The organism is Chitinophaga sp. 22620, from assembly GCF_052044405.1.
Lineage (GTDB): Bacteria > Bacteroidota > Bacteroidia > Chitinophagales > Chitinophagaceae > Chitinophaga.
On record NZ_JBQEMV010000004.1, the window covers coordinates 751,767 to 772,601 of the forward strand.

The 20,835-nt window shown below is 54.5% G+C and carries 19 protein-coding genes; 10 read left to right on the plus strand and 9 right to left on the minus strand.

The genetic code is table 11. From position 1 onward, the window contains the following. Window positions 1-20: 20 nt before the first annotated feature. From ACTJIK_RS22365 to ACTJIK_RS22380, 4 genes are all read left to right on the plus strand, one after another. Entirely contained in the window at window positions 21-1,181 is a 1,161-nt protein-coding gene (locus ACTJIK_RS22365) for a FecR family protein (RefSeq protein ID WP_440649765.1), read from the plus strand. A 270-nt stretch (window positions 1,182-1,451) separates the two neighbouring features. Then, window positions 1,452-4,712 carry a TonB-dependent receptor gene (locus tag ACTJIK_RS22370; protein WP_440649766.1) on the plus strand — a complete coding sequence of 1,087 codons (3,261 nt, stop codon included), beginning with the start codon at window positions 1,452-1,454 and terminating at the stop codon, window positions 4,710-4,712. Between the two features lie 30 nt (window positions 4,713-4,742). Further along, window positions 4,743-6,191 (plus strand): RagB/SusD family nutrient uptake outer membrane protein, encoded by a 1,449-nt coding sequence (locus tag ACTJIK_RS22375; RefSeq protein WP_440649767.1) that lies wholly within the window; start codon window positions 4,743-4,745, stop codon window positions 6,189-6,191. An 11-nt stretch (window positions 6,192-6,202) separates the two neighbouring features. Further along, window positions 6,203-8,197, plus strand: coding sequence for an FAD-dependent oxidoreductase (locus tag ACTJIK_RS22380; protein ID WP_440649768.1), 1,995 nt, complete (start codon window positions 6,203-6,205; stop codon window positions 8,195-8,197). A 145-nt stretch (window positions 8,198-8,342) separates the two neighbouring features. On the opposite strand, the gene ACTJIK_RS22385 is transcribed toward ACTJIK_RS22380, so the two are convergent. Continuing rightward, window positions 8,343-10,484: an outer membrane beta-barrel protein gene (locus tag ACTJIK_RS22385; protein WP_440649769.1), complete on the minus strand. Its 2,142-nt coding sequence runs from the start codon at window positions 10,482-10,484 to the stop codon at window positions 8,343-8,345. A gap of 199 nt (window positions 10,485-10,683) precedes the next feature. On the opposite strand from ACTJIK_RS22385, the gene ACTJIK_RS22390 reads away from it, so the two are divergent. After that, window positions 10,684-11,742 (plus strand): sensor histidine kinase, encoded by a 1,059-nt coding sequence (locus tag ACTJIK_RS22390; RefSeq protein WP_440649770.1) that lies wholly within the window; start codon window positions 10,684-10,686, stop codon window positions 11,740-11,742. Then, entirely contained in the window at window positions 11,739-12,467 is a 729-nt protein-coding gene (locus ACTJIK_RS22395; protein ID WP_440649771.1) for a LytR/AlgR family response regulator transcription factor, read from the plus strand. The genes ACTJIK_RS22390 and ACTJIK_RS22395 overlap by 4 nt, the downstream gene beginning before the upstream one ends. Window positions 12,468-12,471: 4 nt before the next feature. Here ACTJIK_RS22395 and ACTJIK_RS22400 read toward each other — a convergent pair whose 3' ends face one another. The 6 genes from ACTJIK_RS22400 to ACTJIK_RS22425 all read right to left on the minus strand — a co-directional run bounded on the left by ACTJIK_RS22400 (window position 12,472) and on the right by ACTJIK_RS22425 (window position 17,256). After that, window positions 12,472-13,230 (minus strand): LytR/AlgR family response regulator transcription factor, encoded by a 759-nt coding sequence (locus ACTJIK_RS22400; RefSeq protein ID WP_440649772.1) that lies wholly within the window; start codon window positions 13,228-13,230, stop codon window positions 12,472-12,474. Next, window positions 13,227-14,309, minus strand: a complete 1,083-nt coding sequence (locus ACTJIK_RS22405) for a sensor histidine kinase (protein WP_440649773.1) — start codon at window positions 14,307-14,309, stop codon at window positions 13,227-13,229. Before ACTJIK_RS22405 ends, ACTJIK_RS22400 begins: the two co-directional genes overlap by 4 nt. Beyond that, window positions 14,309-15,295 (minus strand): NAD-dependent epimerase/dehydratase family protein, encoded by a 987-nt coding sequence (locus ACTJIK_RS22410; protein WP_440649774.1) that lies wholly within the window; start codon window positions 15,293-15,295, stop codon window positions 14,309-14,311. Before ACTJIK_RS22410 ends, ACTJIK_RS22405 begins: the two co-directional genes overlap by 1 nt. Continuing rightward, window positions 15,292-16,080 carry an SDR family NAD(P)-dependent oxidoreductase gene (locus ACTJIK_RS22415; protein ID WP_440649775.1) on the minus strand — a complete coding sequence of 263 codons (789 nt, stop codon included), beginning with the start codon at window positions 16,078-16,080 and terminating at the stop codon, window positions 15,292-15,294. The genes ACTJIK_RS22410 and ACTJIK_RS22415 overlap by 4 nt, the downstream gene beginning before the upstream one ends. Then, window positions 16,077-16,685 carry an START domain-containing protein gene (locus ACTJIK_RS22420; RefSeq protein WP_440649776.1) on the minus strand — a complete coding sequence of 203 codons (609 nt, stop codon included), beginning with the start codon at window positions 16,683-16,685 and terminating at the stop codon, window positions 16,077-16,079. Before ACTJIK_RS22420 ends, ACTJIK_RS22415 begins: the two co-directional genes overlap by 4 nt. A gap of 136 nt (window positions 16,686-16,821) precedes the next feature. Next, entirely contained in the window at window positions 16,822-17,256 is a 435-nt protein-coding gene (locus ACTJIK_RS22425; protein WP_440649777.1) for a DUF2147 domain-containing protein, read from the minus strand. A gap of 327 nt (window positions 17,257-17,583) precedes the next feature. On the opposite strand from ACTJIK_RS22425, the gene ACTJIK_RS22430 reads away from it, so the two are divergent. From ACTJIK_RS22430 to ACTJIK_RS22440, 3 genes are read left to right on the plus strand one after another with little or no spacing between them, the layout of a single operon-like run. Next, a complete protein-coding gene (locus ACTJIK_RS22430) occupies window positions 17,584-18,063 on the plus strand; it encodes a hypothetical protein (RefSeq protein ID WP_440649778.1) in 480 nt (159 codons plus the stop codon). 9 nt (window positions 18,064-18,072) lie between these two features. Continuing rightward, the gene (locus ACTJIK_RS22435; protein WP_440649779.1) at window positions 18,073-18,324 is read left to right on the plus strand and encodes a hypothetical protein; all 252 of its coding nucleotides are present in this window, start codon (window positions 18,073-18,075) and stop codon (window positions 18,322-18,324) included. Window positions 18,325-18,334: 10 nt separating this feature from the next. After that, window positions 18,335-19,474: a Gfo/Idh/MocA family protein gene (locus ACTJIK_RS22440; RefSeq protein ID WP_440649780.1), complete on the plus strand. Its 1,140-nt coding sequence runs from the start codon at window positions 18,335-18,337 to the stop codon at window positions 19,472-19,474. Here the strand turns inward: ACTJIK_RS22440 and ACTJIK_RS22445 are convergent. After that, window positions 19,471-20,049: an alpha-ketoglutarate-dependent dioxygenase AlkB family protein gene (locus ACTJIK_RS22445; RefSeq protein WP_440649781.1), complete on the minus strand. Its 579-nt coding sequence runs from the start codon at window positions 20,047-20,049 to the stop codon at window positions 19,471-19,473. The two genes, ACTJIK_RS22440 and ACTJIK_RS22445, sit on opposite strands and share 4 nt — an antisense overlap. Before the next feature lie 102 nt (window positions 20,050-20,151). On the opposite strand from ACTJIK_RS22445, the gene ACTJIK_RS22450 reads away from it, so the two are divergent. Then, window positions 20,152-20,556: an acyl-CoA thioesterase gene (locus ACTJIK_RS22450; RefSeq protein WP_440649782.1), complete on the plus strand. Its 405-nt coding sequence runs from the start codon at window positions 20,152-20,154 to the stop codon at window positions 20,554-20,556. A gap of 12 nt (window positions 20,557-20,568) precedes the next feature. Here ACTJIK_RS22450 and ACTJIK_RS22455 read toward each other — a convergent pair whose 3' ends face one another. Further along, a complete protein-coding gene (locus tag ACTJIK_RS22455) occupies window positions 20,569-20,799 on the minus strand; it encodes a hypothetical protein (protein ID WP_440649783.1) in 231 nt (76 codons plus the stop codon). Window positions 20,800-20,835: the final 36 nt, after the last annotated feature.

Consider the following 20,835-nt stretch of genomic DNA (forward strand, 5'->3'; position numbering starts at 1 on the left):
GCTTTAATTTATTACACGTTATGGATCAGAAAACCTTTGATGCATTGCTGGAAAGGTTCCTCAGCGAGGATTTAAGCCGGGACGAGGCCGAGCAGGTATTGCATTCCCTGGAAGATAAGGACATGCGCAGCCAGTGGCAGGCCGCTATTACCGGCCTGCTGGAAAACAGGCAGCTGCACGGCTTGTCCGACCCAGCCCGCCGCGACGCAGTGCGCAAAGCCATCCTGGCCAAAAAAGCGCCCGTTCCCATCAGGAAGTCTCCCCTCCGGTATCTCAAATACGCTGCCGCCGCCGCCGTGATTGCCGCAGTAGCGCTTGTACTGTACAAACCCGGCCGGCAGGAAACCAGTTTGCAGGCAGGAAATGTACCGCTTGCCGGCCAGGTAATACCCGGGGGCAACAAAGCCGTGCTGGTACTGGCAGACGGCAGCCAGATCACGCTGGATACCGCGGGCAACGGCACCATTGCCAGGCAGGGCAACGTGCAGGTAATAAAGCTGGACAGCGGGCAGCTGGCCTATAACCCTTCGGGTAAGGCCGGCGCCGTAGGTTATAATACATTGGCAACGCCCCGTGGCGGGCAGTTCCGCATCATATTGCCCGACGGCAGCAAGGTTTGGCTGAATGCCGCTTCCACGCTGCGTTTCCCGAACGCCTTCACCGGCAGCGAGAGAGAAGTGGAGCTGAGCGGCGAAGCTTATTTTGAAGTGGCGAAGAACCCTTCCATGCCCTTCAGGGTAAAAGTGAACGAGATGGCCGTGCAGGTGCTTGGCACACATTTCAACGTCATGGCCTATCCTGACGAACCGGGCATCCGCACCACTTTGCTGGAAGGCGCCGTGAAAGTGGAGCATGGCAGCAAAGCCGTGCAGCTCACGCCCGGTCAGCAGGTACAGCTCACCCCGTCCGGTGGCATGAGCCTGGAAAAGGATGTGGACGTGGAGGAAGTAGTGGCCTGGAAGAACGGTTATTTCCACTTCAACCGCGAATCGCTCCAGGGCGTGATGCGGCAGATCGGCCGCTGGTACGACGCGGAGATCGCGTATGAAGGCGAGATAGCGCCGAGGCAGTTCGGCGGCAAGATCGAAAGGAGCAGCAGCGTAACGGAAGTGCTGAAAATTCTGGAATTAAGTAAAGTGCATTACAGGATCGAAGGAAAGAAGATAATTGTAATGCCGTAAGTCAAAAATAAGATCGTTATGAAAAAACAAACTTTATCGGTTATGAAAAAACATTAGGCAACACACGGCCCTAAAAAAACCGGCCCGATGGCAGTCGGAGCCGGCAATGTTCGAAAGGGCAAACCATGATGAAATCATTCCACGGTATTCCGCAACACCGGTTTGCACCGGTGCGGGATTCTATTACCCTAACAAACCAAAATTATGCAATTTATTCCTGATTGTACGCGGCATTTCCAAAGACGGCAGATCGCCAAAATACTGCTAGTTATGAAGTTCTCCCTTATCATTTTATTGTGCGCATGTTTGCAGGTGAGCGCCCGGAGCTATGCCCAGAGCGTTACCCTGTCTGAAAGGAACGCTCCGCTGGAAAAAGTGTTCCGTTACATTGAGAAACAGACCGGCTATGTGTTCTTCTTCGATCATTCGCTGGTAGACAAGGCCGCCCGCGTGTCCGTCAATTTTAAAAGCTACCCGCTGGACCTCGCGCTGGACCTGTGCCTGAAAGACCAGCCGCTCACGTATTCCATCGTGGGGAAAAACATCGTGATCAAACAAAAGGAAACCGGCATCGTATCGAAGATCATTTTCGAAAAGGCGCAGGATACGACGGTGAATGTCAATGGCCGCGTTTCGGACGCCAAAGGCGAACCGCTGCCCGGCGCTTCGGTGGCGATCAAAAACACCTCCACCGGCACGGCCACCGACGGTAATGGCGTATTCAAGCTCAAAGCTCCGCGAGGCGCGGTGCTTGTTATTTCCTATATCGGTTATAAAGGGCAGGAGATAACGGTTACGAACGACCAGCCCCTGAATGTCACCCTGCAACTCGCTGTGAGCAGCACGGACGAAATAGTGGTGATCGGCTACGGTACCGTCCGCAAAAGCGATTTGACCGGTTCGCTGTCGCAGGTGAAATCGAAAGATATCACTTCGTATCCCTCCACCAACATTATGCAGGCCCTGAGCGGCCGCGCGCCGGGCGTACGCGTAATGCAGAACAATGGTTCCCCCGGCGGCGCCGTCAGCGTGCGCATCCGCGGGGCCAGCTCCATCCTCGGAGGGAACGAGCCGCTGTATGTGGTAGACGGGTTCCCTTTCAACGGCAACCCCACCTTCCTGCAGAACTCAGACATTGCTTCCATTGAAATATTAAAAGACGCCTCCTCCACCGCCATCTACGGATCCCGCGGCGCCAACGGCGTAGTGATGATCACCACGAAGAGCGGCAGGAAAAAAGAACAGACCTCTGTTGAAGTGGAAGTAGGCTATACCCTGCAAAGGATCACCAAAGAAATGCCGCTCATGAACGCAGGGCAATATGCCACGCTGTATAATGAGCAGGCCAAGAACGACGGGCTGGCGCCGTATTTCACGCAAGGGCAGGTAGACAGCCTTTCGCGCACGCCCGGTACGGACTGGCAGGACCTGGTGCTGCGCACAGCCCCGCTGTTCACCGCCAGCGCCACGGTAAACGGCGGCACGGAGAAAACGAAATTCTCCATCTCCGGTTCCGCCTTTACGCAGGACGGTATCGTTCGCAACACCGATTACAAACGTTACAGCATCCGCGCGAATGTTGAGCACGACATCAGCAAGGTGTTCACCGTGAACTATAACGCCATCCTCACCCGGCTGAACAGCAGCCGGAAGAACAGCACAGAACCCGGCAACCGCGGCAGCGACCTGATCTCAGCCATGCTCATGGCGCCACCGAGCCTTACGCCTTACCTGCCCAACGGCGGATACCGCAGGCTGAACACAGCGTATCCATTTATCTCCAACGTGATCATCAACCCGCTGATACCGGTCTATGAACAGTCGGACAATATCAAAGGCGACCGCATACTCGCCAATGCCGCGCTGGTGATCAAGCCCTGGAAAGACCTTACCATCAAGATCTCCGGCGGTATTGAGAACCTGAACGACCGCGTGGACCAGTACAGCAACATCGAGCCTTCCACCAACTCCGTGGGTAGCGCTACAGTGTTTACAGACCAGTCCACCAGCTTGCTGAACGAAAACGTGATCACCTACAACAAACAGTTCGGCAAACATACGCTCACCGCGATGGGCGCTTTCAGTTACCAGGACTTCGTCTTCAACCAGCTGCGCGGTTCCGGCTCTGGTTTCCTCAGCGACATTACCGGCACCGGCAACCTGGGCAGCGCGGCCACGCCCGGCATTCCCGGCAGCAGCTACCACAAATGGGTGCTGCTTTCGTACCTGGGGCGTTTGAACTACAACTATGCGGATAAATACCTGGTCACCGTCAGCTTCCGTACAGATGGTTCTTCCCGCTATTCCACCGGCAACAAATGGGGCAACTTCCCCTCCGCGGCCCTTGCCTGGAGGGTTTCCAGCGAAGAGTTCATGAAAAAGAGCAACCTGATCTCCGACCTGAAACTGAGAGCCAGCTACGGCGGCTCAGGCAGCGCCGCGGTAAGCCCTTACCAGACGCTCAACCAGCTGACGTCTACCAATACCATCTTCGGCGATGCGCTGTATACGGCCTTTGCTCCCGGTACCACCCTGCCCGGCGACCTGCGCTGGGAAACCACCCGCATGTTCGACGCCGGGGTGGACATTTCCTTCCTGGACAATGCCCTCCGCTTTACCGCCGATTATTATAACAAAAAGACCACCAACCTGCTGAACAGTGTGCAGCTGCCCGCTTCCATGGGCTACCGAACCACCGTGCAGAACGTCGGTGAAATACAGAACACCGGCCTGGAACTGAACCTGGAAGCTGATGTGCTGAAGAGAGAAGTGAGCTGGACGCTGGCGGGCAACATCGCCTTCAACCGCAACAAAGTGCTGAAACTCTATAACGGGCAGGACATCTATGGCCGCACCCTTTACACCGGTTCGCTGAACGATTACGTGAACCTGCTCCGCGAAGGCCAGCCTCTGGGCATCTTCTACGGTTATAACGAGATCGGCTATACGCCCCAGGGTAACCTGATGTACGAGGATATCAACAAAGACGGCGCCATCAGCGCGGCAGACAAGACCTACATCGGCGATCCCAATCCTGATTTCATTTACGGTCTTAACTCCATCACTTCCTGGAAAGGTTTTGAGCTGACCGTATTTATCCAGGGCAGCCAGGGCAACGACATCTTCAACCTGAACAAGGCCGCTACGCTGGACCTGGGCATGGGCCTGAACCTTCCCCGCGAAGTGTATGAAAACCACTGGACGCCGGAGAATACCAATGCCAAGTATCCCAAGATCACGCGGAATCTGGCGGGCAACATGAGCACCCGCTTCGTGGAAGACGGCAGCTACCTGCGTTTTAAGAACATCCAGCTGGCTTATAACCTGCCTACGCGCAACTGGGGCTGGAAATGGTTCAAGACCGCGCAGGTGTACGCCAGCGGGCAGAACCTGATCACCTTTACCAAATATTCCTGGTATGATCCCGAGATCAACGCTTTCGGCGGATCCAATTCCATCAACCAGGGTATCGATTACGCCACGTACCCGACCAACAAATCAGTGACATTCGGCATCCGTTGCGGGTTCTAAACCATTTTTCTTTACGCTAATCATTATAGAATGAAACAGTCATTGCTCATCATATTTTCCTGCCTGCTGCTGGTTTCCTGTACGAAAATGCTGGAAGAGAAACCGAAGTCCATTGCGGCGGAGCTTTTTTACAATACCCCGGCTGAAGTGGAGGCGGGGCTGAATGCCATTTACCAGCCTGTACGCGGCAGCGGCAACCTCGGCGCCCTTTTCCAGTGCCAGATGGAGATCTATACAGAATACATGTACGGCCGCGGCAGCCATGCGCCGCTGAACGATTATACCGGGCTGGATAATACGAATATTACCCGCGTGGGCGGCATGTGGGAAACCTTTTACCAGGCCATCCGCAACGCCAATATCGTGATCCAGAAAACGCCCGGCGGCACCCAGCTGTCTGACGCGGACAAACAGCGTTACATCGCCGAAGCGCGTTTCCTGCGGGGACTCTGGTATTTTTACCTGGTGCGCAACTGGGCCGGCGTGCCTATCCGCACGGAATTCAACATGGATTCCATTAACCTGAAAAAGAATACGAAAGAAGAAGTGTATGCCTTTATCCTGGGCGACCTGCAATACGCGGAACAGAACCTGCCCGACGCGGCCCGCCTGAGCGGCACGCCGAATAAACTGGTCGCCAAAACCGTGCTGACGGACGTGCTGATGAACCTGCACCGTTACGCCGACGCCAGGGTTAAGGCATTGGAAGTGATCAGCTCCAATAAATACTCACTTGTAAAGGTTGCCGTGCCTGAAGATTTTGACAAATTATTCGGGCCGGACGTACAGTCGTCGCCGGAGGAGATATTTTACGTCAAATATTCCAGGACGCCCTCCGGTCAAGGCTTTTCTTACCCGCAGTATGCACATTACCCCGGCACCATCTATTATCCTCCCGGCGGGTTTTATACCTTTTACAGCGATTCAGAGCAGAATAGTTTCATCAAAAACTGGGATAAAAACGATTTGCGTTATACTTTTAACTGGTATCCGCAAACTTTCGGCCTGGGGCCCACCACGATCCTCAACCGTAAGTTCAGCGACAAGACCACTACTACCAGCGGCGGAAACGATTATCCCATGTACCGCTATGCCGATGTGCTGATGTTTTACGCCGAATGCGTAGCCCAGGCGGGTGGCGCCCCCACGGCGGACGCGATGGAAAAACTGAACATGGTGCGCCGCAGGGCTTATGGCAAAGACCCGCTGGTAGCCGATCCCACAGTGGATTTTAAGCTGGCGGACTACAGCTCCAAGCAGGCTTTCATTGACCTAGTGGTGAAGGAGAGGGGATATGAAAACTGTTCCGAGGCCAAACGCTGGCCCGATCTGAAGCGCCTGGGCATTGCCGCGCAGGTGATCCAGGCGGTGAAGGGTAAAACCGTTCAGCAAAAGCACCTGCTGTGGCCGATTCCCACTACTGAATACAACTACAACAAAGCGATAGACCCGGTAAAAGACCAGAATCCCGGTTACTAAAATTTACAAGCATGATGAAACTAAGATTGTTATTAATTCTATGCCTGGCGGTAATTTCCGCCGGAGTTTCCGCGCAATCCGTGCGGGAGGTGGACATTTGCGTGTACGGCGGTTCTTCCGCCGGCGTGATTGCCGCTTACACCGCGAAGAAACTGAACAAGACCGTTTTGCTCATTGAACCGGGCAAACGCCTCGGCGGCCTTACTTCCGGCGGCCTGGGCTATACCGATATCGGGAATAAGTACGCCATCACTGGCATTTCCCGCGATTTCTACCGCCGCATCGGCACGCATTACGGCAAGTTCGAGCAGTGGATATTCGAACCCGGCGTGGCAGAGCGCACTTTCCAGGAATACATCCGCGAAGCGGGCGTGGAAGTGCTGTACCAGCATCGCCTGGCCGGCGCGCAGAAAACCGGCGGCAGGATCACCGAGATCCAGCTTGAATCTTCCACAGGCGGCGCGGCCAAACATTCCGTGATCCGCGCGAAGATGTTCATAGATTGTACCTACGAAGGCGACCTCATGGCCAAAGCCGGCGTTTCGTATACGGTAGGCCGTGAGGCCAACGCACAGTACAACGAAACCTACAACGGCGTGCAGCTGCGCAACAAACACCAGTTCCCCGACGGCGTGGACCCTTACAAAGTGCCCGGCAAACCCGAAAGCGGCCTGCTGTGGGGCATTAGCGCTGAACCGATGGCCGAGCAGGGCGCTGGCGACAAAAAAGTGCAGGCCTATAATTTCAGGATATGCCTCAGCAACCAGCCGGATAATATGATCCCCATCACGCAGCCGGAAGGCTACGATCCGGCGCGGTACGAGCTGCTGCTGCGCGTGGTAGAGAAAACCAGGCCCGGCAACCTCAACGGCATCCTCAAGTTCGACCTCATGCCCAATCATAAAACGGACATCAACAACAACGGCGCGTTCTCCACGGACATGATCGGCATGAACTACAACTATCCTGAGGCAGACTACGCCACCCGCGAAAAGATCACCAAAGAGCACGAGCTCTATAACAAGGGCCTGCTCTACTTCATCGGCCACGATCCCCGCATGCCGCAGCACCTGCGCGACGCCATGCTCAAATGGGGTTACCCGAAAGATGAATACCAGGACTTCGGCAACTGGAGCCCGCAGATGTACGTGCGCGAAGCGCGCCGCATGGTAGGCGCATACGTAATGACACAGGCCAACTGCGAAGGGAAGGAAGTGGTGAAAGACGGCGTAGGCATGGCCGCTTACACTATGGATTCCCACAACTGTCAGCGCATTGTGCAAAACGGCATGGTGAAAAATGAAGGCGATGTGCAGATAGGCGGCTTTGGCCCTTATCCTATCAGCTACCGCTCCATCATCCCGAAAGCGGAGGATTGCGAGAACCTGCTGGTGCCGGTTTGCCTGTCCGCCACGCATATCGCTTATGGCTCCATCCGCATGGAACCGGTGTTCATGGTGCTGGCGCAGTCTTCTGCCACGGCGGCTGTTGCGGCGATCGACCATAAAACTTCCGTGCAAAAAGTGGATATCGCGAAATTGCAGCGTGAGCTGACCGCCCGCCCCCTGGCGAGCAACCGCACTGCGGAAATACTGGTAGACAATGATGATGCGACGCATGTGGTGAAAAAAGGCGACTGGAAACAGGAGAAAAGAGGCGCTTACGGCCCATCGTTCTTCCAGGCGGAAAAAGGCGGCCAGCAAGGATCCGTGCGTTTCACGCCCGATGTGCTGAGGGCGGGCACTTACAAAGTGTACACTTACGTACCCAAGGTTCCCGGCCTTTCGTCCAGCACGCAGATCACTGTGTTCGACGGTAAAAAAGAGCAGAAAGTGCCTTACACGGCAGCATCTGTACGCGTGGAAGGACAAACCTCCGGCGAATGGGTGGAGCTGGGAAGCTACGCTTTCGGCAAAGGGAATAAAGCATATGTGGAGATATCCAACGCTGGTGCGGATGGAGCGATAGTGGCCGATGCGGTGCTGTTCATTCCTGTGGAAAAATAAAGCCCGTCATTGCGGGGAGCAGCAGGGCCAATGCGGGAGGGGCGACGAAGCAATCTCCTTCATGGCAGTGAAATACATTGTATAACCAAACATACAGTCATTAACGGTAGAATACCGGCCGGGCGAGCGTTTCGCCCGGCTTTTTTTATTCCGGTTGCCCCAGCCGCCGGTTTTCTTCTGTTGCGCCTGCATCGCGGCCAGGGCGGGCATTTTTGTCGCCTTTGCTGAAGCGGTAGCTGAAAAGGAGGGTGATGTTGCGCGTGTCCCACCTGCGGGAGTTAAAGCCTGTAACGCCGCTCAGCCGGTTGTAGTCCTGCCGGTCCACCCGCGTATATGCCGCATCCCGTACGTTCAGCTTGATGGTGCCGTTGTTGCGCAGGATCTTTTTGCCGATGCCGGCATGAATGTGCCAGGTGGCGGCCTGCGTGAATTGTGCGTAAGCCTGTGGTGAAATGTAGCCGGTGTTGATCTCCGCGCTCCAGGTCTTCAGGAAATTGAACTGCTGGATGGCGCTAAGCTCCCAGTTATCCGCCGTGAAACGGATGTTCTGGCCGTAGAGGGAAGTGCCGGTGGTGGCGTTCGTGTAAACCACGGCAGGATTGAAGGTCCACCAGGGCGCGGGTTTCATCGTCGCGTCCAGCGAGAAGCCGGTGATGGTCCTGTTGCCGATGTTTTGAGGGCGGCGGTAGAATATATTGTCCCGCACCTCGATGGTAGCATCTATCCCGTTGCGCAGGCGGTTGTGGAAAACGGAGGCGGTGTAGGTGTTGCGGAAGATGTAGGAGAGTTCGGTGTTGACGGAGAACTGCGGCTGCAGCGCGGGGTTTCCCTGGTCGTAGGTAAAACGGTCGCGGGGAGAGGCGTAGGGCGTGAGGTCTGCATAGCCGGGCCGGTCTATGCGCCTGCCCAATGCGAGGGTCAGCTGGTGCTCGCCGGTTTTGTAGGTGAGGAACAGCGTGGGGAACAGCTGGGTGTAGCTGCGGGTGAAAGTGCTGTCCTTCCCGTCTTTTGATGCGGGCTGGTTTCCTTTGGTATCCGTATGTTCCAGGCGGAGGCCCAGCTGGTAGGAGAGCTGGCGGAAGGCGCCCTGGTAGCTGGCGTATCCCGCATGGATATGCTCGCGGTAATTAAAAGGTTGTATGAGATCGAACTCCGGCCGGTTGCCGGCATACACGGCGCGGTTCGCCGTTTCCATGAAAGAGGATTTGTAGCCGGCCTCAAGCTTTGTGCCATTGCGGAAGGGGCGCCGGTAATCGGTTTTAAAGGTGAAGATGTTGATGTTGAAAGGCTGCAGGCCGGACAGTTCTTCAGGTTGATCGCCCGGCTTGTTGACGCTGTAGTTGCGAAAGCTGTTCTTTTGATTGAAGGAGATATAATCGAGATCGGCGGATATCTCATGCCCGCCGCTATCCAGCCGGCGGTTCAGGTAAATATTGGCGAAGGTGTTGTGATGGTTGCGCGAAGACTGGTTGTCTGCCGAAATGATCGTATCCTGAGCCTGTGATTTATACGACTGCCGCGTTTCCGGCCGCGCGTCTTCGCCGCGGTAGAAATAATTGTAGGTGACGGCGCCGCCGATCGTGGTTTTGGGCGTCAGCGTGTAATCTGCGCCCACCTTCACCAGTATCTGGTCGTACGTCATTTTGTTGAAGCTGGTTTGTGAAACGGAACGGTCTGTATAATGTCTTTCGCTGGAAAAATCTGAAAAGGCGGCGCCGTTGTAGTTGTAGAAGTTGCCGTACAGGTTCAGCCGGCTGCTACGGTAATTGAGATTGGCGCTCTGGGAAACGCGGGTGTAGCGGCCCTGTGTGTTGTCGCTACTTACATTGCCGTTGAAGCCCTGGTTCTTTCCTTTTTTAAGCGTGATATTGATAACGCCGCCGTTGCCCGCTGCATCAAAGCCCGCGAGCGGGTTGGGCATGATCTCGATCTTGTCCAGGATGGAGGCCGGCAGGGATTTGAGGTAGTTGGCCAGCTCCGACCCCTCCAGGTAAGCGGGTTTGCCGTCTATGAACACCGTTACGCCCTGTTTGCCTTTCAGGCTGATGATATCGTTATCCACTTTCACGCCGGGAGATTGTTCCAGCACTTCCAGCGCGTTGCTGCCCGCGTTGGAAAGCAGGGCGTCCACGTTCACGATGGTTTTGCCGGGTTTCCTTTCCACCACCGGCTTCTGGCTGGTTACGCTGACGCCTTCCAGCTGCCGCACTTTCGGAGCCGGAAGCGAATCCCTTTGCTGCGCCCGGGCGCCGAGGGACAGGCATAATAAACATAAAACGATGCGCATAGTTGTACGGTTTTATGCAGCAAAAGAAAGCTATTGCAGGGCCCGCAGGCCGCGTTTTAGCCTGACGGCAGCTCCTGCATGGCATAAGGCGGAAAGAAGCCGTTTTGCGCCGCTTTTAAGCCGAAACCGGGTTTAATTATGCCGTTCGTCGAATAGCGGCGGGGGATGGGAGAATATCCTTAATTTCGGGCGTTACCGGATGATGAAACACTACTATATCGCCAATAACCGCCTGCTCACGCATATCCTTTTCTGGATCTGTTATTTGTTTATGAACACAGGCGTGCACGCCGAAGCGGAGCGGGGCACGCTTTTCTATTTCCTGGAAGAGCTGGGCGGGCTGCCCGCGGCTATACTGGTGGCTTATGTGAACATGTACGTGCTGTTTCCCCGGTTCTTTCTCAGGAAAAAATATGCTGCATACGCTGTGCTGGCCATCCTGCTGCTTTTTACGGGCTCGCTGATCAACCGCCTCATCCAGGAAAAGGTGTTCGAACCGGTGTTTTACCCGGACAGCACTTACCGCGAGTCCGTATTCGTCTGGTACATGATCTTCAAAGGCATGCTGTGGTTCCTCAGCCCGGTGCTGCTTTTTACGCTGGTCGTGAAAATATTCTCCCAATGGTTCACGCAGGAACAGCGCCACCAGGAAACCGTAAGGGAAAAGCTGGAAGCGGAGCTGAATTTCCTGAAAGCGCAGGTGCATCCGCATTTCCTGTTCAATACGCTCAACAATCTTTACGCGCTTACGCTGCAGTCTTCCCCGTCCGCATCGAGGGTGGTGCTGAAGCTGTCGGAGCTGATGAGCTATATGCTCTACGACTCCCGAGCAGACAGTATTTCGCTGGATAAGGAGATCACGCACATCCGTAATTACGTTGAGCTGGAAAAGCTCCGCTACAGCCAGCCGCTGGAAGTTTCGTTTAATGTGTCCGGCGATGTGAGCGGCCGGCGGATCGCGCCCCTGCTGCTGATCCCCTTCGTGGAGAACGCCTTCAAACATGGCGTGAGCAACGAAACCAACGCCGTTTGGGTGACGATAGACGTGAAGGTGAAAGACGGGATGCTGAGCGTAAAAGTGGAGAACAGTCATACGGACAGCATCCTGCAACCCGCCGCTCCGGCGGAAAAGAACGGCATCGGCCTGCAGAACGTAGTGCGCCGCCTGCACCTGCTGTACCCCGGCACGCATACGCTGGAGTTGAAAAAAGAACCGGGCCGTTATACCGTGGACCTTAAAATAAAAATGGAAGAATGAACAAGATCAGATGCCTGGTAGTAGATGATGAACCCCTGGCGGTGGAAGTGCTGGTGAATTATATCAGCCAGCTGGATACCCTCAGCCTCGCCGGCACCTGCCACAATGCGATAGACGCCCTGAAGTTCCTGCAAAAGAACCGCGTAGACCTTCTTTTCCTCGACATACAAATGCCGAAGCTCAGCGGCATCGATTTCCTGAAAACATTGCCGCAGCGCCCCAAAGTGATCTTCACCACGGCCTTCCGCGATTATGCGCTCGAAGGTTTTGAGCTGAATGTGCTGGACTACCTGCTGAAGCCCGTTCCCTTCGAACGCTTCCTGGTAGCCATCAATAAATACCACGCCGCGCAGGAAACTGCTCCTGCCTTGCCTTCGCTGCTCCTTTCTCAAGCAACAGGGGCTTCCGCGGATACTTTCATTTACCTGAAAGCCGACAAAAAAATGGTAAAGGTGTTCGAAAAGGATATCCTCTACATCGAAAGCCTGAAGGATTATGTGAAAGTAAAAACGACGGAGAAAGAGATCATCACTTACCAGCGCATCACCTACCTGGAAGAAAAGCTCCCGGAAGGCAGGTTCCTGCGCATCCACCGTTCCTACATTATTGCGGTGGACAAGATACGCTCGTTCAACAGCACGGCCATTGAGGTAGGGGAGTTTGAGCTGCCCATTGGGCGGCAGTACCGGGCAGAGGTGATGCGGGCGTTGGGCGTGAAAGAATAAAATATTATGCCCGCCCGCCTTCCAGCCAGCTCTTGAAATCGTTCACCCTTTCCCGGCTGATGATCACATCCTCACCCGCAGCGGGTTCCAGCTGGAGGATGAGGCGGCTGTTGTAATAGGCCATGATCTTCTTAATGGCGTCTATATGGATGATGAACTGGCGGTTGATACGGAAAAATTCGTGTTTGTCCAGCAGCTTCTCGATCTGGTCCAGCGAATAATCCAGCGGCATGCGCTGCTGGCTGAAAGTAGTGGCCCAGGTAACGCCTTTGGAGAATTGGAGGTACGCTATATCTTTCGCTTTTACATAAATGAGCTGGTTGTTGATGCGGCCGATAAAACGGGTATGGTCGCGGCGCAGGAACTCGGCGGCGATCCGCGTGATGTCCACCTGGTAATTGGGCGCGGGCCTGAACTGTTCGAATTTTTGCAGGGCGTTGCAAAGCTCTTTCTGCTCAATGGGTTTCATGAGGTAATCGATGCTGTTCAGCTTAAAAGCCTGTAAGGCAAAGCCGTCGTACGCCGTGGTGAAGATCACCGGCGTCTGCACCTTGGTATGGGTGAACATTTCAAAGCAATTGCCGTCAGACAGCTGGATGTCCATGAACATCAGGTCCGTGGGATGCTCTTCCGCCAGCCAGGCTGCGCCCTGTGCGATGGATTCTATAATGGCAAGCACTTCCACGGCCGGGTTGCACTGCCGGATCAGCTGGATAAGCCGTTCCGCGTTATGCACTTCATCTTCAAATATCACTACTTTCATGATTGCAGGATAACCGGTATTTTAACAATGAACAGGTCGTAGGAAGGGAACACCTGTATGCCCCTGCCGATGGCCAGCTCGTATCTTTTGTGGATATTCTCCAGCCCGATGCCGGAGGGCGTTTCGGGATTGCTCCTGGCCCGCACTTTATTGGTGATCACGAGTTCGTCGCCTTCGCTTTTGACCGTGATCAGCAGTGGGTCGTTGGAGGAAAAGCGGTTGTGTTTGATGGCGTTTTCCACCAGCAGCTGCAAAGTGGCGGGCGGTACCAAACCTTTTGTCCTGATCCTTTCATCTATTTCCGCCGAAAAGCGGATGCTGTTCTGGTGGCGGATGCGGATAAGGAAAAGATAAGAATCGAGGAAGTCCAGCTCGGTTTGCACCGGCACGAGGTTCTCGAATTTTTTATCCAGGATATAGCGGTAGGTTTTGGCCAGCTGGGTGATGTAGTCCGCGGCCACATCCGGGCTTTTGTATACCAGGTTGGTGAGCACGCTCAGGGAATTGAAGAAAAAATGCGGGTCTATCTGGTTGCGCAGCGCATCGTATTTTGCCTGGATATTCTCACGCATCAGCCTTTCCGTTTGCAGCTGGTATTCCTTCCAGCCTTTGTAATAATAGATAATGCCGTTGAAGGTAAGGATGAGCAGGTAAAAGAGGAAGGTGCCGAAGTTGAGGTCGTAACTGAAGCTGCTGGCGCTTTCCCAGGCTTCGTACCGGTTAAATAAAAGCACGTCGAAGGCGGAATAAACGAACCCGAACCCGGTGGAAGCTAACATGCCGTATGCCAGCAGGCTGAGGCCAAGGATAATGATCTTCCTGGGCCCTGTATGCCGCTCCACCCAGGCGGAGAGGCGGATGGCGCCTTCCCAGGCGATGAGCCCGTACACGACGTACACCAGGCTGAACAGGTGGCCCCGCATGCTCCACACGTGCATATCTTCAACAAAGCTGTGGTCGAACGACTTGAAGATGGTGCTGAGGATGTAGAGGATCAGTATCCTGGTGAGATAACGGAAAAGCTTGCTGGTAAATAGTTTGTCGTGCTTCTGGAAATCCATATCATTGGTTCGCTTCATTAAAAGTATGCATTTTCCCTAAACCAGCAGAATGCGTCCTTCACCGCCGTTTCCACCGGCGTGTATTGCAGCTGCAGCTCCCGTTCCGATTTGCGGCCTGAATAATAGTTCTGCAGGCATAAGAGATATGCGGCGGTATAATTGAGCCGGGGAGAGCGGCCGGTGAGCCGGGCAAGTACGGAACCGGCCATCCCGGCTGTTTTTAATATAAAGGAAGGAATCCTTACCAATAATGTTTTCCGGTGCTGCGCCCGGTCTACCAGCCTGAAGAACTCCCGGTAGCTGAGGTTCTGGCCGGCCAGCAAATAACAATCCCCCGTTTTTCCCTTTCCGATCGCGCTGATGATCCCGCGGCATACGTCCTGGATATGCACGAAATTTTTCCCGCCCGGCGGATAGAACAAAATGCTTTTTCCGACGCCGTAGAGCAGCAGCTTGCCGGAACTGGGCTTCACGTCATTCGGCCCGATCATGAAGGTAGGGTTCACGATCACGGCGGGCAGCCCGGCATGTTCCACCTGCTCCAGCACGTATTGCTGCGCGAGGTATTTGCTGTTGATATAACCTGAATTGGCATTAAAAAGCGAAAACCCGTTCAGCTCGTTTCCCGGTTTCTCGCGGCTGCCAGGGCCGATGGTGTTGGCGGTGCTCACGTACACGAGCTTCCGCACCTTGTGATGCAGGCATGCCTGTACAATATGACGGGTGCCGGTGAAATTGACCTTTTCATATTCTTCGAAGGAAACGCCCCACTGGTCTGTAATACAGGCCGCATGCACCACTATGTCGCAGCCTTCCACGGCCTGCATCATCTGTTCCGCATCGTCCAGCCGGCCGGAGAATATTTCGCAGGGAATATCCGCAATCGCTTTGAGGTCGGCGGTGGGCCGTACCAGTATTTTTACTTCATAACCCAGCCGGTACATTTCCCGCGTAAGGTTGGAGCCGAGGAAACCGTTGGCTCCTGTGATCAGCACTTTGGTCATATCGAATAACTGATTTCTTTTTTCACTTCCCTGGACACGAGGCGGAGCTTCAGTCCTGCGGGAAGCAGCTGCATCAGGAAATGGCTGATCCTGTTCATGACGCCGGGGATGATCACGGGGTATCCCGCCAGCGTCATCCTGATGGCCTTCCGCGCTATTTCGTGCGTGGGCAGCAGGCCCATTTTGCCTTTCAGGCCCTGGCTGATGATCCTGCGCGAAGTGCCTGAATTAGTGAGTATTGGGCCGGGATACACCACGCTCACGGAGAGGTTGGTACCGGCCAGCTCTTCTTTCAGGCCCAGTGAAAATACGGAAATAAAAGCTTTGGATGCGGGGTACACGGTTTTGTACGCAATGGGCGTAAAAGCCGCCATGCTGGAGATGTTCATGATATAACTCTTTTCATGCTGCAGCATATGCGGTATCAGCTGCCGGGTAATGAGCGCTGTGCTGCGCACGTTCAACAGGATGATCTGGTCTATTTTTTCAAGGGAAGCGTCTGTAATGGCCGCCGTTCCGCCGATCCCGGCATTGTTGATCAGGAAATTGACGGGATGGTTTGAAATGATGTCGTCGAGATGGGCCCTCAGCTCAACTGTATCGGTGAGATCGAATTCATAGACCTGCACGTCCACCTTATACTCCAGCATCAGCTGTTCCGCCAGCGAAGCGGTATTGCCGCCGGGCAGCGCAATGAGGATGATGTGCATGCCCATGCGGGCGCATTGTATGGCAAACTCCCTGCCCAGCCCTGAGCTGGCGCCGGTGATGAGCGTATATTTCATTGTTCGGCCAGTGTTTTGAATTTCGACATGGTTTTGATGAGATTGTTGTGCACGATCGGGTCGGATACCCAGCGCGGGATCTTCCGGCTCCTGTCTGTCGTAATGAGATAGGTGACCTTCACATTCCCGGAGTGCATGTTTTCCAGCAGCCATTTGCCCCTGGTGCCGGAAAGGCGCATAATGCCGGACTTTTGAGGGAAGGCGCTGTGCTGCGTGCTTTGAAAGCTCACCTCGCTGTCCGTACACTGGAAGGCAAGGCAGCAGTCCTGGTTATCGAAAGGCCAGGGAATGTCATACTGGATATAGCTGATCCAGCGGTTGGCTTCCGGAAGCGGCAGCACGCGGTATTCTTTGGCGTTCACGTTCCATTCGCGGCCTTTGGCGGGGTCTTTCAGCAGGCTGATAAGACCGGCCCTGCTGGCCCGCACGAGGAATACGGCTTTGATCTCCCTCACTTTCTCATCGTTGCCGGCGGCGATCCAGCGTTCGTAGAGGAATATGTTCTCCGATTGCTTCACCAGCCTGAATTCTTCCGCAGGTTTGCCGGCAAGCAGTGGCTGGATAAAGACCGCGCTCATGATTAATATGATTATGATACGTTTCATGCTCTGGCATTTAAGGACAAAAATGTGGGAAAGCACGGCTCCGGCCATGGATTTTCGGCCGAACTGTTGAGTTAAGGGGTTGAATTGTTGAAAGGGGCGGGAAGGGGTTAACCAGGGCAACGGGATGTTTTACGCTTTATTGGGCCTTCGTCCACACGGTTGTTCGCCCGAACATGGAAACGCCCACATACCCGCGGATCTCCAGGGTATTGCCTTTCAGCTTCATTTTGCTGCTGTAGGTCTTGCCGCTTTTGGGGTCGTAGATCTTGCCGTCTTCCCATTCGCCGTCGTCATACTCAAAACCGGTCAATATCACGAGGTTAAGGATGCCGCGGCTGCGCAGGGAAGGATCGGTGTTCTTGCTGTCTTTACGGGGCGTTTTGCCGTCTGCTTCAAACTGGTTGGCGATCCATACGATCTTCCCGTTGAATTGGTCGCCATTACGGTAGACCTGGATCTTAGCATCCTTTTCTTCATTCAGCCAGAAACCGGCAATGGCATCGGCGCTTTGGGCTTTGGAGTAAACGGGGATCATCAGCACAAGCAGGGTTGCCAGCAGTATGTTTTTCATGGACCGTTGTTTTGATTAACCCCTCAAATATCGGAAAAATGCCCGTCATTGCGAGGAGCAGTAGAGCTAAAGCGGGGGCGACGAAGCAATCTCTTGCATTGAATTGACAGACGCAATATTTGGAGATCGCTTCGTCGCCCCTCCCGCGCAAAATCCCCCGCTGCTCCTTGCAATGACGGCTTTGCTGGTCAACAACGTTCCACACCACCCGGTTGCCGGTGCGTAATTATCTCTACAATTCCCGCCCGCCGCCGCGATTATTACCCCGCTTTCCCCTGTTGTTTTTGACTGGCATGGTTCTTTCCCCGCTTAATTAAAAATAACACCATGGCAAAGGGAAATGATCTAACCGACAACAAACGCGATGAGGACCGCATGAAAGGCAACCCCGCAAAAATGGACCTGCCGCAGATGCACGACATACCCGGCCAGGAAAACATCAAGCCCGCCCCGATGGGTGAGCTGGCCGATACTACCGCTTCGTCCGCCGATGAGGAAGGCGAAGGCCTGCTCGATGATCTTAATGAAACCGATACCGGCAGCGACAATGAGCCGCTCACGGAAGGGGATAGCAATGTGACGGAAGAAGAGCGTAATGCGCTGGAAGACGCCGCCACCCGCGACCCCTCGTATGAAGAAGAAACGCGCATGCACCAGGCGGAAGTGGACATGACCGATGAGGACGGCGACCCGCTGAATGAAGGAGAGGAGCTGGACGTGCCCGGCAGTGAAGACGATGACGAACTGGAAGATACCGGCAGCGAGGACGAAGAGAACAATGAATACAGTATTGATAAAAACGACTAAATCTTTTTTATGGCAAAGGCAAAGAAGACTAACATTATCGATGAACATGCAGAAGGCCCCGTAGCGGAAGCCATTGAAGAACAAACCGCGAAGCTGCCTTCCGACGCTTTTCTCTGGGCTTCAGTAGGCGCTATGAGCGTGGCGCTGGCGCTGCAATGCCTTGGCCGCAAGCATGCGAGCCTTTTTATCGGGCAATGGGCCGCGCCTTTCCTGCTTTTCGGCATTTACAACAAGCTGGTAAAACAGCAGGGGCATGATTAAATAGTGCATTATGCAACACGGTTCATATTCGCGCAGGGACTTTATCCGGCAGGCGTCGCTGGGCATGGGCATGGCCTTCATCGGAATGGAATCCATGGCCATGTTTTCCCCCTCCGGCAGCGAATCCGCTGCATCGTTACCCGGTTCATCCGCTGCTGTTCCTCCCAAAAAGCTGGGCATTGCGCTCGTGGGTTTGGGCGGGTACGCAGGCGGACAGCTGGCTCCCGCCTTGCAGAAAACGCAGCATTGTTACCTGGCGGGCATTGTAACGGGCACGCCGCAGAAAGCGAAGGACTGGAAGGAAGCCTACAAGCTGAAGGATAAGGACATCTATAACTACAGCACTTTCGACCAGATCAGGGACAACCCTGATATCGACATCATTTACGTGGTGCTGCCCAACTCCATGCATGCGGAATACGTGGTGCGGGCGGCCCGGGCAGGCAAGCATGTGATCTGCGAAAAGCCGATGGCCATCACCGTGGAAGAATGCGACAGGATGATAGCCGCCTGCAAGGAAGCGGGCAAGATGCTGTCTATCGGCTACAGGCTTCACTTTGAGCCGCACAACCTGGAAATGAGGCGGCTGCGGGAGCAGCGGGAATTCGGCGCGTTGAAACATGTGGTGGCGGATGATGGTATGTCTGACGCGGAAGGCTGGCGGCTGGATAAACAGCTCGCAGGCGGCGGCCCGCTGATGGATGTGGGCATTTACTGCGTGCAGGGAGCGCGTTACACCACCGGCCTGGAACCCATAGCAGTTACTGCGAAAGAAGGCCCTAAAAAGGACCCGGTGAAGTTCAAAAGCGTGGAAGAATCGCTTACCTGGCAAATGGAGTTTCCAGGCGGCATTACGGCAGATTGCCGCACGAGCTATTCGGAATACATGAACCGCCTGCGCGCCGAAGCGGAGAAAGGCTGGTTTGAACTGGAGCCTGCATATGGCTATTCCGGCATCGAAGGCAAAACCTCCAAAGGGCCGATGAATTTCCCGCAGGTGAACCAGCAGGCCCTCCAGATGGACGATTTTGCGAAAGCGATCATGGAAGGCAGGCCCACACCAGTGCCTGGCGAAATGGGCCGGCAGGACGTGAAGATATTGCAGGCCATCTACCGTTCCATGGAAACCGGGAAGCGGGTAGAGATCTAACAGATTTTCCTGAAAGTAATATTGATGCGCGCACCAAGCGGCTTTGCCGTTTTCGGGAGGGCGTGCTGCCAGAAATGCTGCGTGGCGCCCGCCATGATCAGCACGCTGCCGTGTGTGAGCAGCACAGCGCGTTTCAGCGAACGGTTCATATAATGGCGGAACTGGAATTCCCTTACCGCGCCAAAGCTCACCGAACCGATCACGGGGTTCAGCCCGAGCGAACTTTCATTGTCACGGTGCCAGCCCATGCTGTCTTGCCCGTTACGGTAAAAATTCATTAAAGCGCTGTTGAATTCATGCCCGGCTGCGGCCTCCACCCTGGCTTTGATGGCCAGCAGCGCATCCGTCCATGGTTGCGGATGCATGGTGATTCCGGAATAGCTGTAGGCTTTGCCTTCATCGCCATACCAGGCTGTGAGCCGCGGCTGCATCACCGTTTTCCCGAACAGGGTCACAGGTTCCTGTTTCCAATTGATGGTTTCCTGTAACAGTTGTAAATAACGGTCGCTTTCTTCGCGTGTGAACAGCGCGGGATATAAAACCGCTTCGCCATCCACCGGCAACAGGTTGTTCATGGAACAAAGATACAGGCGGCATGGAAATGCACCACCCGTATCTTGCGCTGTATAGAAAGATTTCCATTGTATTTTGTTTAATTTCGCCCAAATTTCCGGACGATGAATTTTTATACAAGGAAGTGGGTAAAACCCGAAGACCTGAATGCGCACGGCACTTTATTCGGCGGCAGCCTGCTGCGCTGGATCGATGAAGAGGCGGCGATCTATGCCATTATCCAGCTGGGAACAAACGGTTGCGTAACAAAGTTTATGTCCGAGATCAATTTTATCAATTCCGCCCGCCAGGGCGATATCGTGGAACTGGGCATCAAAGCCACGCATTTCGGGCGTACGTCCATCACACTCACCTGCGAAGTACGCAACAAGATCACGCAGCGGTCGATCCTCACGATAGACAAGATCGTTTTTGTCAGCGTAGATGAAAAGGGCATTCCCAAACCGCACGGCAAAACGGAGATAACGTATACGGATGAACGTCTGCGGGAAGAACCCGGCGAACGTTAGCCATCATCCGCATCAGCCGCAGGAGATGCCGGAAGGATCATTCAAGGAATAGTCCACTTCCTGCTTCCGCTTCCGGGCCATGAACCAGGCTTCGATCTCCTTCAGATCGTGGCCGAGCGTATACATGGCTGCTTTCACCTTTTGAAGCGATACATTGAATTTTACGGCCAGTCGCATCAGTTCCTGCATCGGAACGCTGTTATGTTTGTTTTTCTTGATGGTTTCCATGGGCTGATGTTTCATTTTACCTGCTTTATATCCACAATTTTGTGCCAGAAT

What these genes read in the sequence shown, in the direction of transcription:
- ACTJIK_RS22380 (WP_440649768.1), top strand. Translation starts at nt 6,203, where the DNA reads ATGATGAAACTAAGATTGTTATTAATTCTATGCCTGGCGGTAATTTCC.
- ACTJIK_RS22425 (WP_440649777.1), bottom strand. Translation starts at nt 17,256, where the DNA reads ATGAAAAACATACTGCTGGCAACCCTGCTTGTGCTGATGATCCCCGTT.
- ACTJIK_RS22370 (WP_440649766.1), top strand. Translation starts at nt 1,452, where the DNA reads ATGAAGTTCTCCCTTATCATTTTATTGTGCGCATGTTTGCAGGTGAGC.
- ACTJIK_RS22390 (WP_440649770.1), top strand. Translation starts at nt 10,684, where the DNA reads ATGATGAAACACTACTATATCGCCAATAACCGCCTGCTCACGCATATC.
- ACTJIK_RS22400 (WP_440649772.1), bottom strand. Translation starts at nt 13,230, where the DNA reads ATGAAAGTAGTGATATTTGAAGATGAAGTGCATAACGCGGAACGGCTT.
- ACTJIK_RS22415 (WP_440649775.1), bottom strand. Translation starts at nt 16,080, where the DNA reads ATGAAATATACGCTCATCACCGGCGCCAGCTCAGGGCTGGGCAGGGAG.
- ACTJIK_RS22385 (WP_440649769.1), bottom strand. Translation starts at nt 10,484, where the DNA reads ATGCGCATCGTTTTATGTTTATTATGCCTGTCCCTCGGCGCCCGGGCG.
- ACTJIK_RS22435 (WP_440649779.1), top strand. Translation starts at nt 18,073, where the DNA reads ATGGCAAAGGCAAAGAAGACTAACATTATCGATGAACATGCAGAAGGC.
- ACTJIK_RS22405 (WP_440649773.1), bottom strand. Translation starts at nt 14,309, where the DNA reads ATGAAGCGAACCAATGATATGGATTTCCAGAAGCACGACAAACTATTT.
- ACTJIK_RS22365 (WP_440649765.1), top strand. Translation starts at nt 21, where the DNA reads ATGGATCAGAAAACCTTTGATGCATTGCTGGAAAGGTTCCTCAGCGAG.
- ACTJIK_RS22375 (WP_440649767.1), top strand. Translation starts at nt 4,743, where the DNA reads ATGAAACAGTCATTGCTCATCATATTTTCCTGCCTGCTGCTGGTTTCC.
- ACTJIK_RS22450 (WP_440649782.1), top strand. Translation starts at nt 20,152, where the DNA reads ATGAATTTTTATACAAGGAAGTGGGTAAAACCCGAAGACCTGAATGCG.
- ACTJIK_RS22430 (WP_440649778.1), top strand. Translation starts at nt 17,584, where the DNA reads ATGGCAAAGGGAAATGATCTAACCGACAACAAACGCGATGAGGACCGC.
- ACTJIK_RS22455 (WP_440649783.1), bottom strand. Translation starts at nt 20,799, where the DNA reads ATGAAACATCAGCCCATGGAAACCATCAAGAAAAACAAACATAACAGC.
- ACTJIK_RS22420 (WP_440649776.1), bottom strand. Translation starts at nt 16,685, where the DNA reads ATGAAACGTATCATAATCATATTAATCATGAGCGCGGTCTTTATCCAG.
- ACTJIK_RS22445 (WP_440649781.1), bottom strand. Translation starts at nt 20,049, where the DNA reads ATGAACAACCTGTTGCCGGTGGATGGCGAAGCGGTTTTATATCCCGCG.
- ACTJIK_RS22410 (WP_440649774.1), bottom strand. Translation starts at nt 15,295, where the DNA reads ATGACCAAAGTGCTGATCACAGGAGCCAACGGTTTCCTCGGCTCCAAC.
- ACTJIK_RS22440 (WP_440649780.1), top strand. Translation starts at nt 18,335, where the DNA reads ATGCAACACGGTTCATATTCGCGCAGGGACTTTATCCGGCAGGCGTCG.
- ACTJIK_RS22395 (WP_440649771.1), top strand. Translation starts at nt 11,739, where the DNA reads ATGAACAAGATCAGATGCCTGGTAGTAGATGATGAACCCCTGGCGGTG.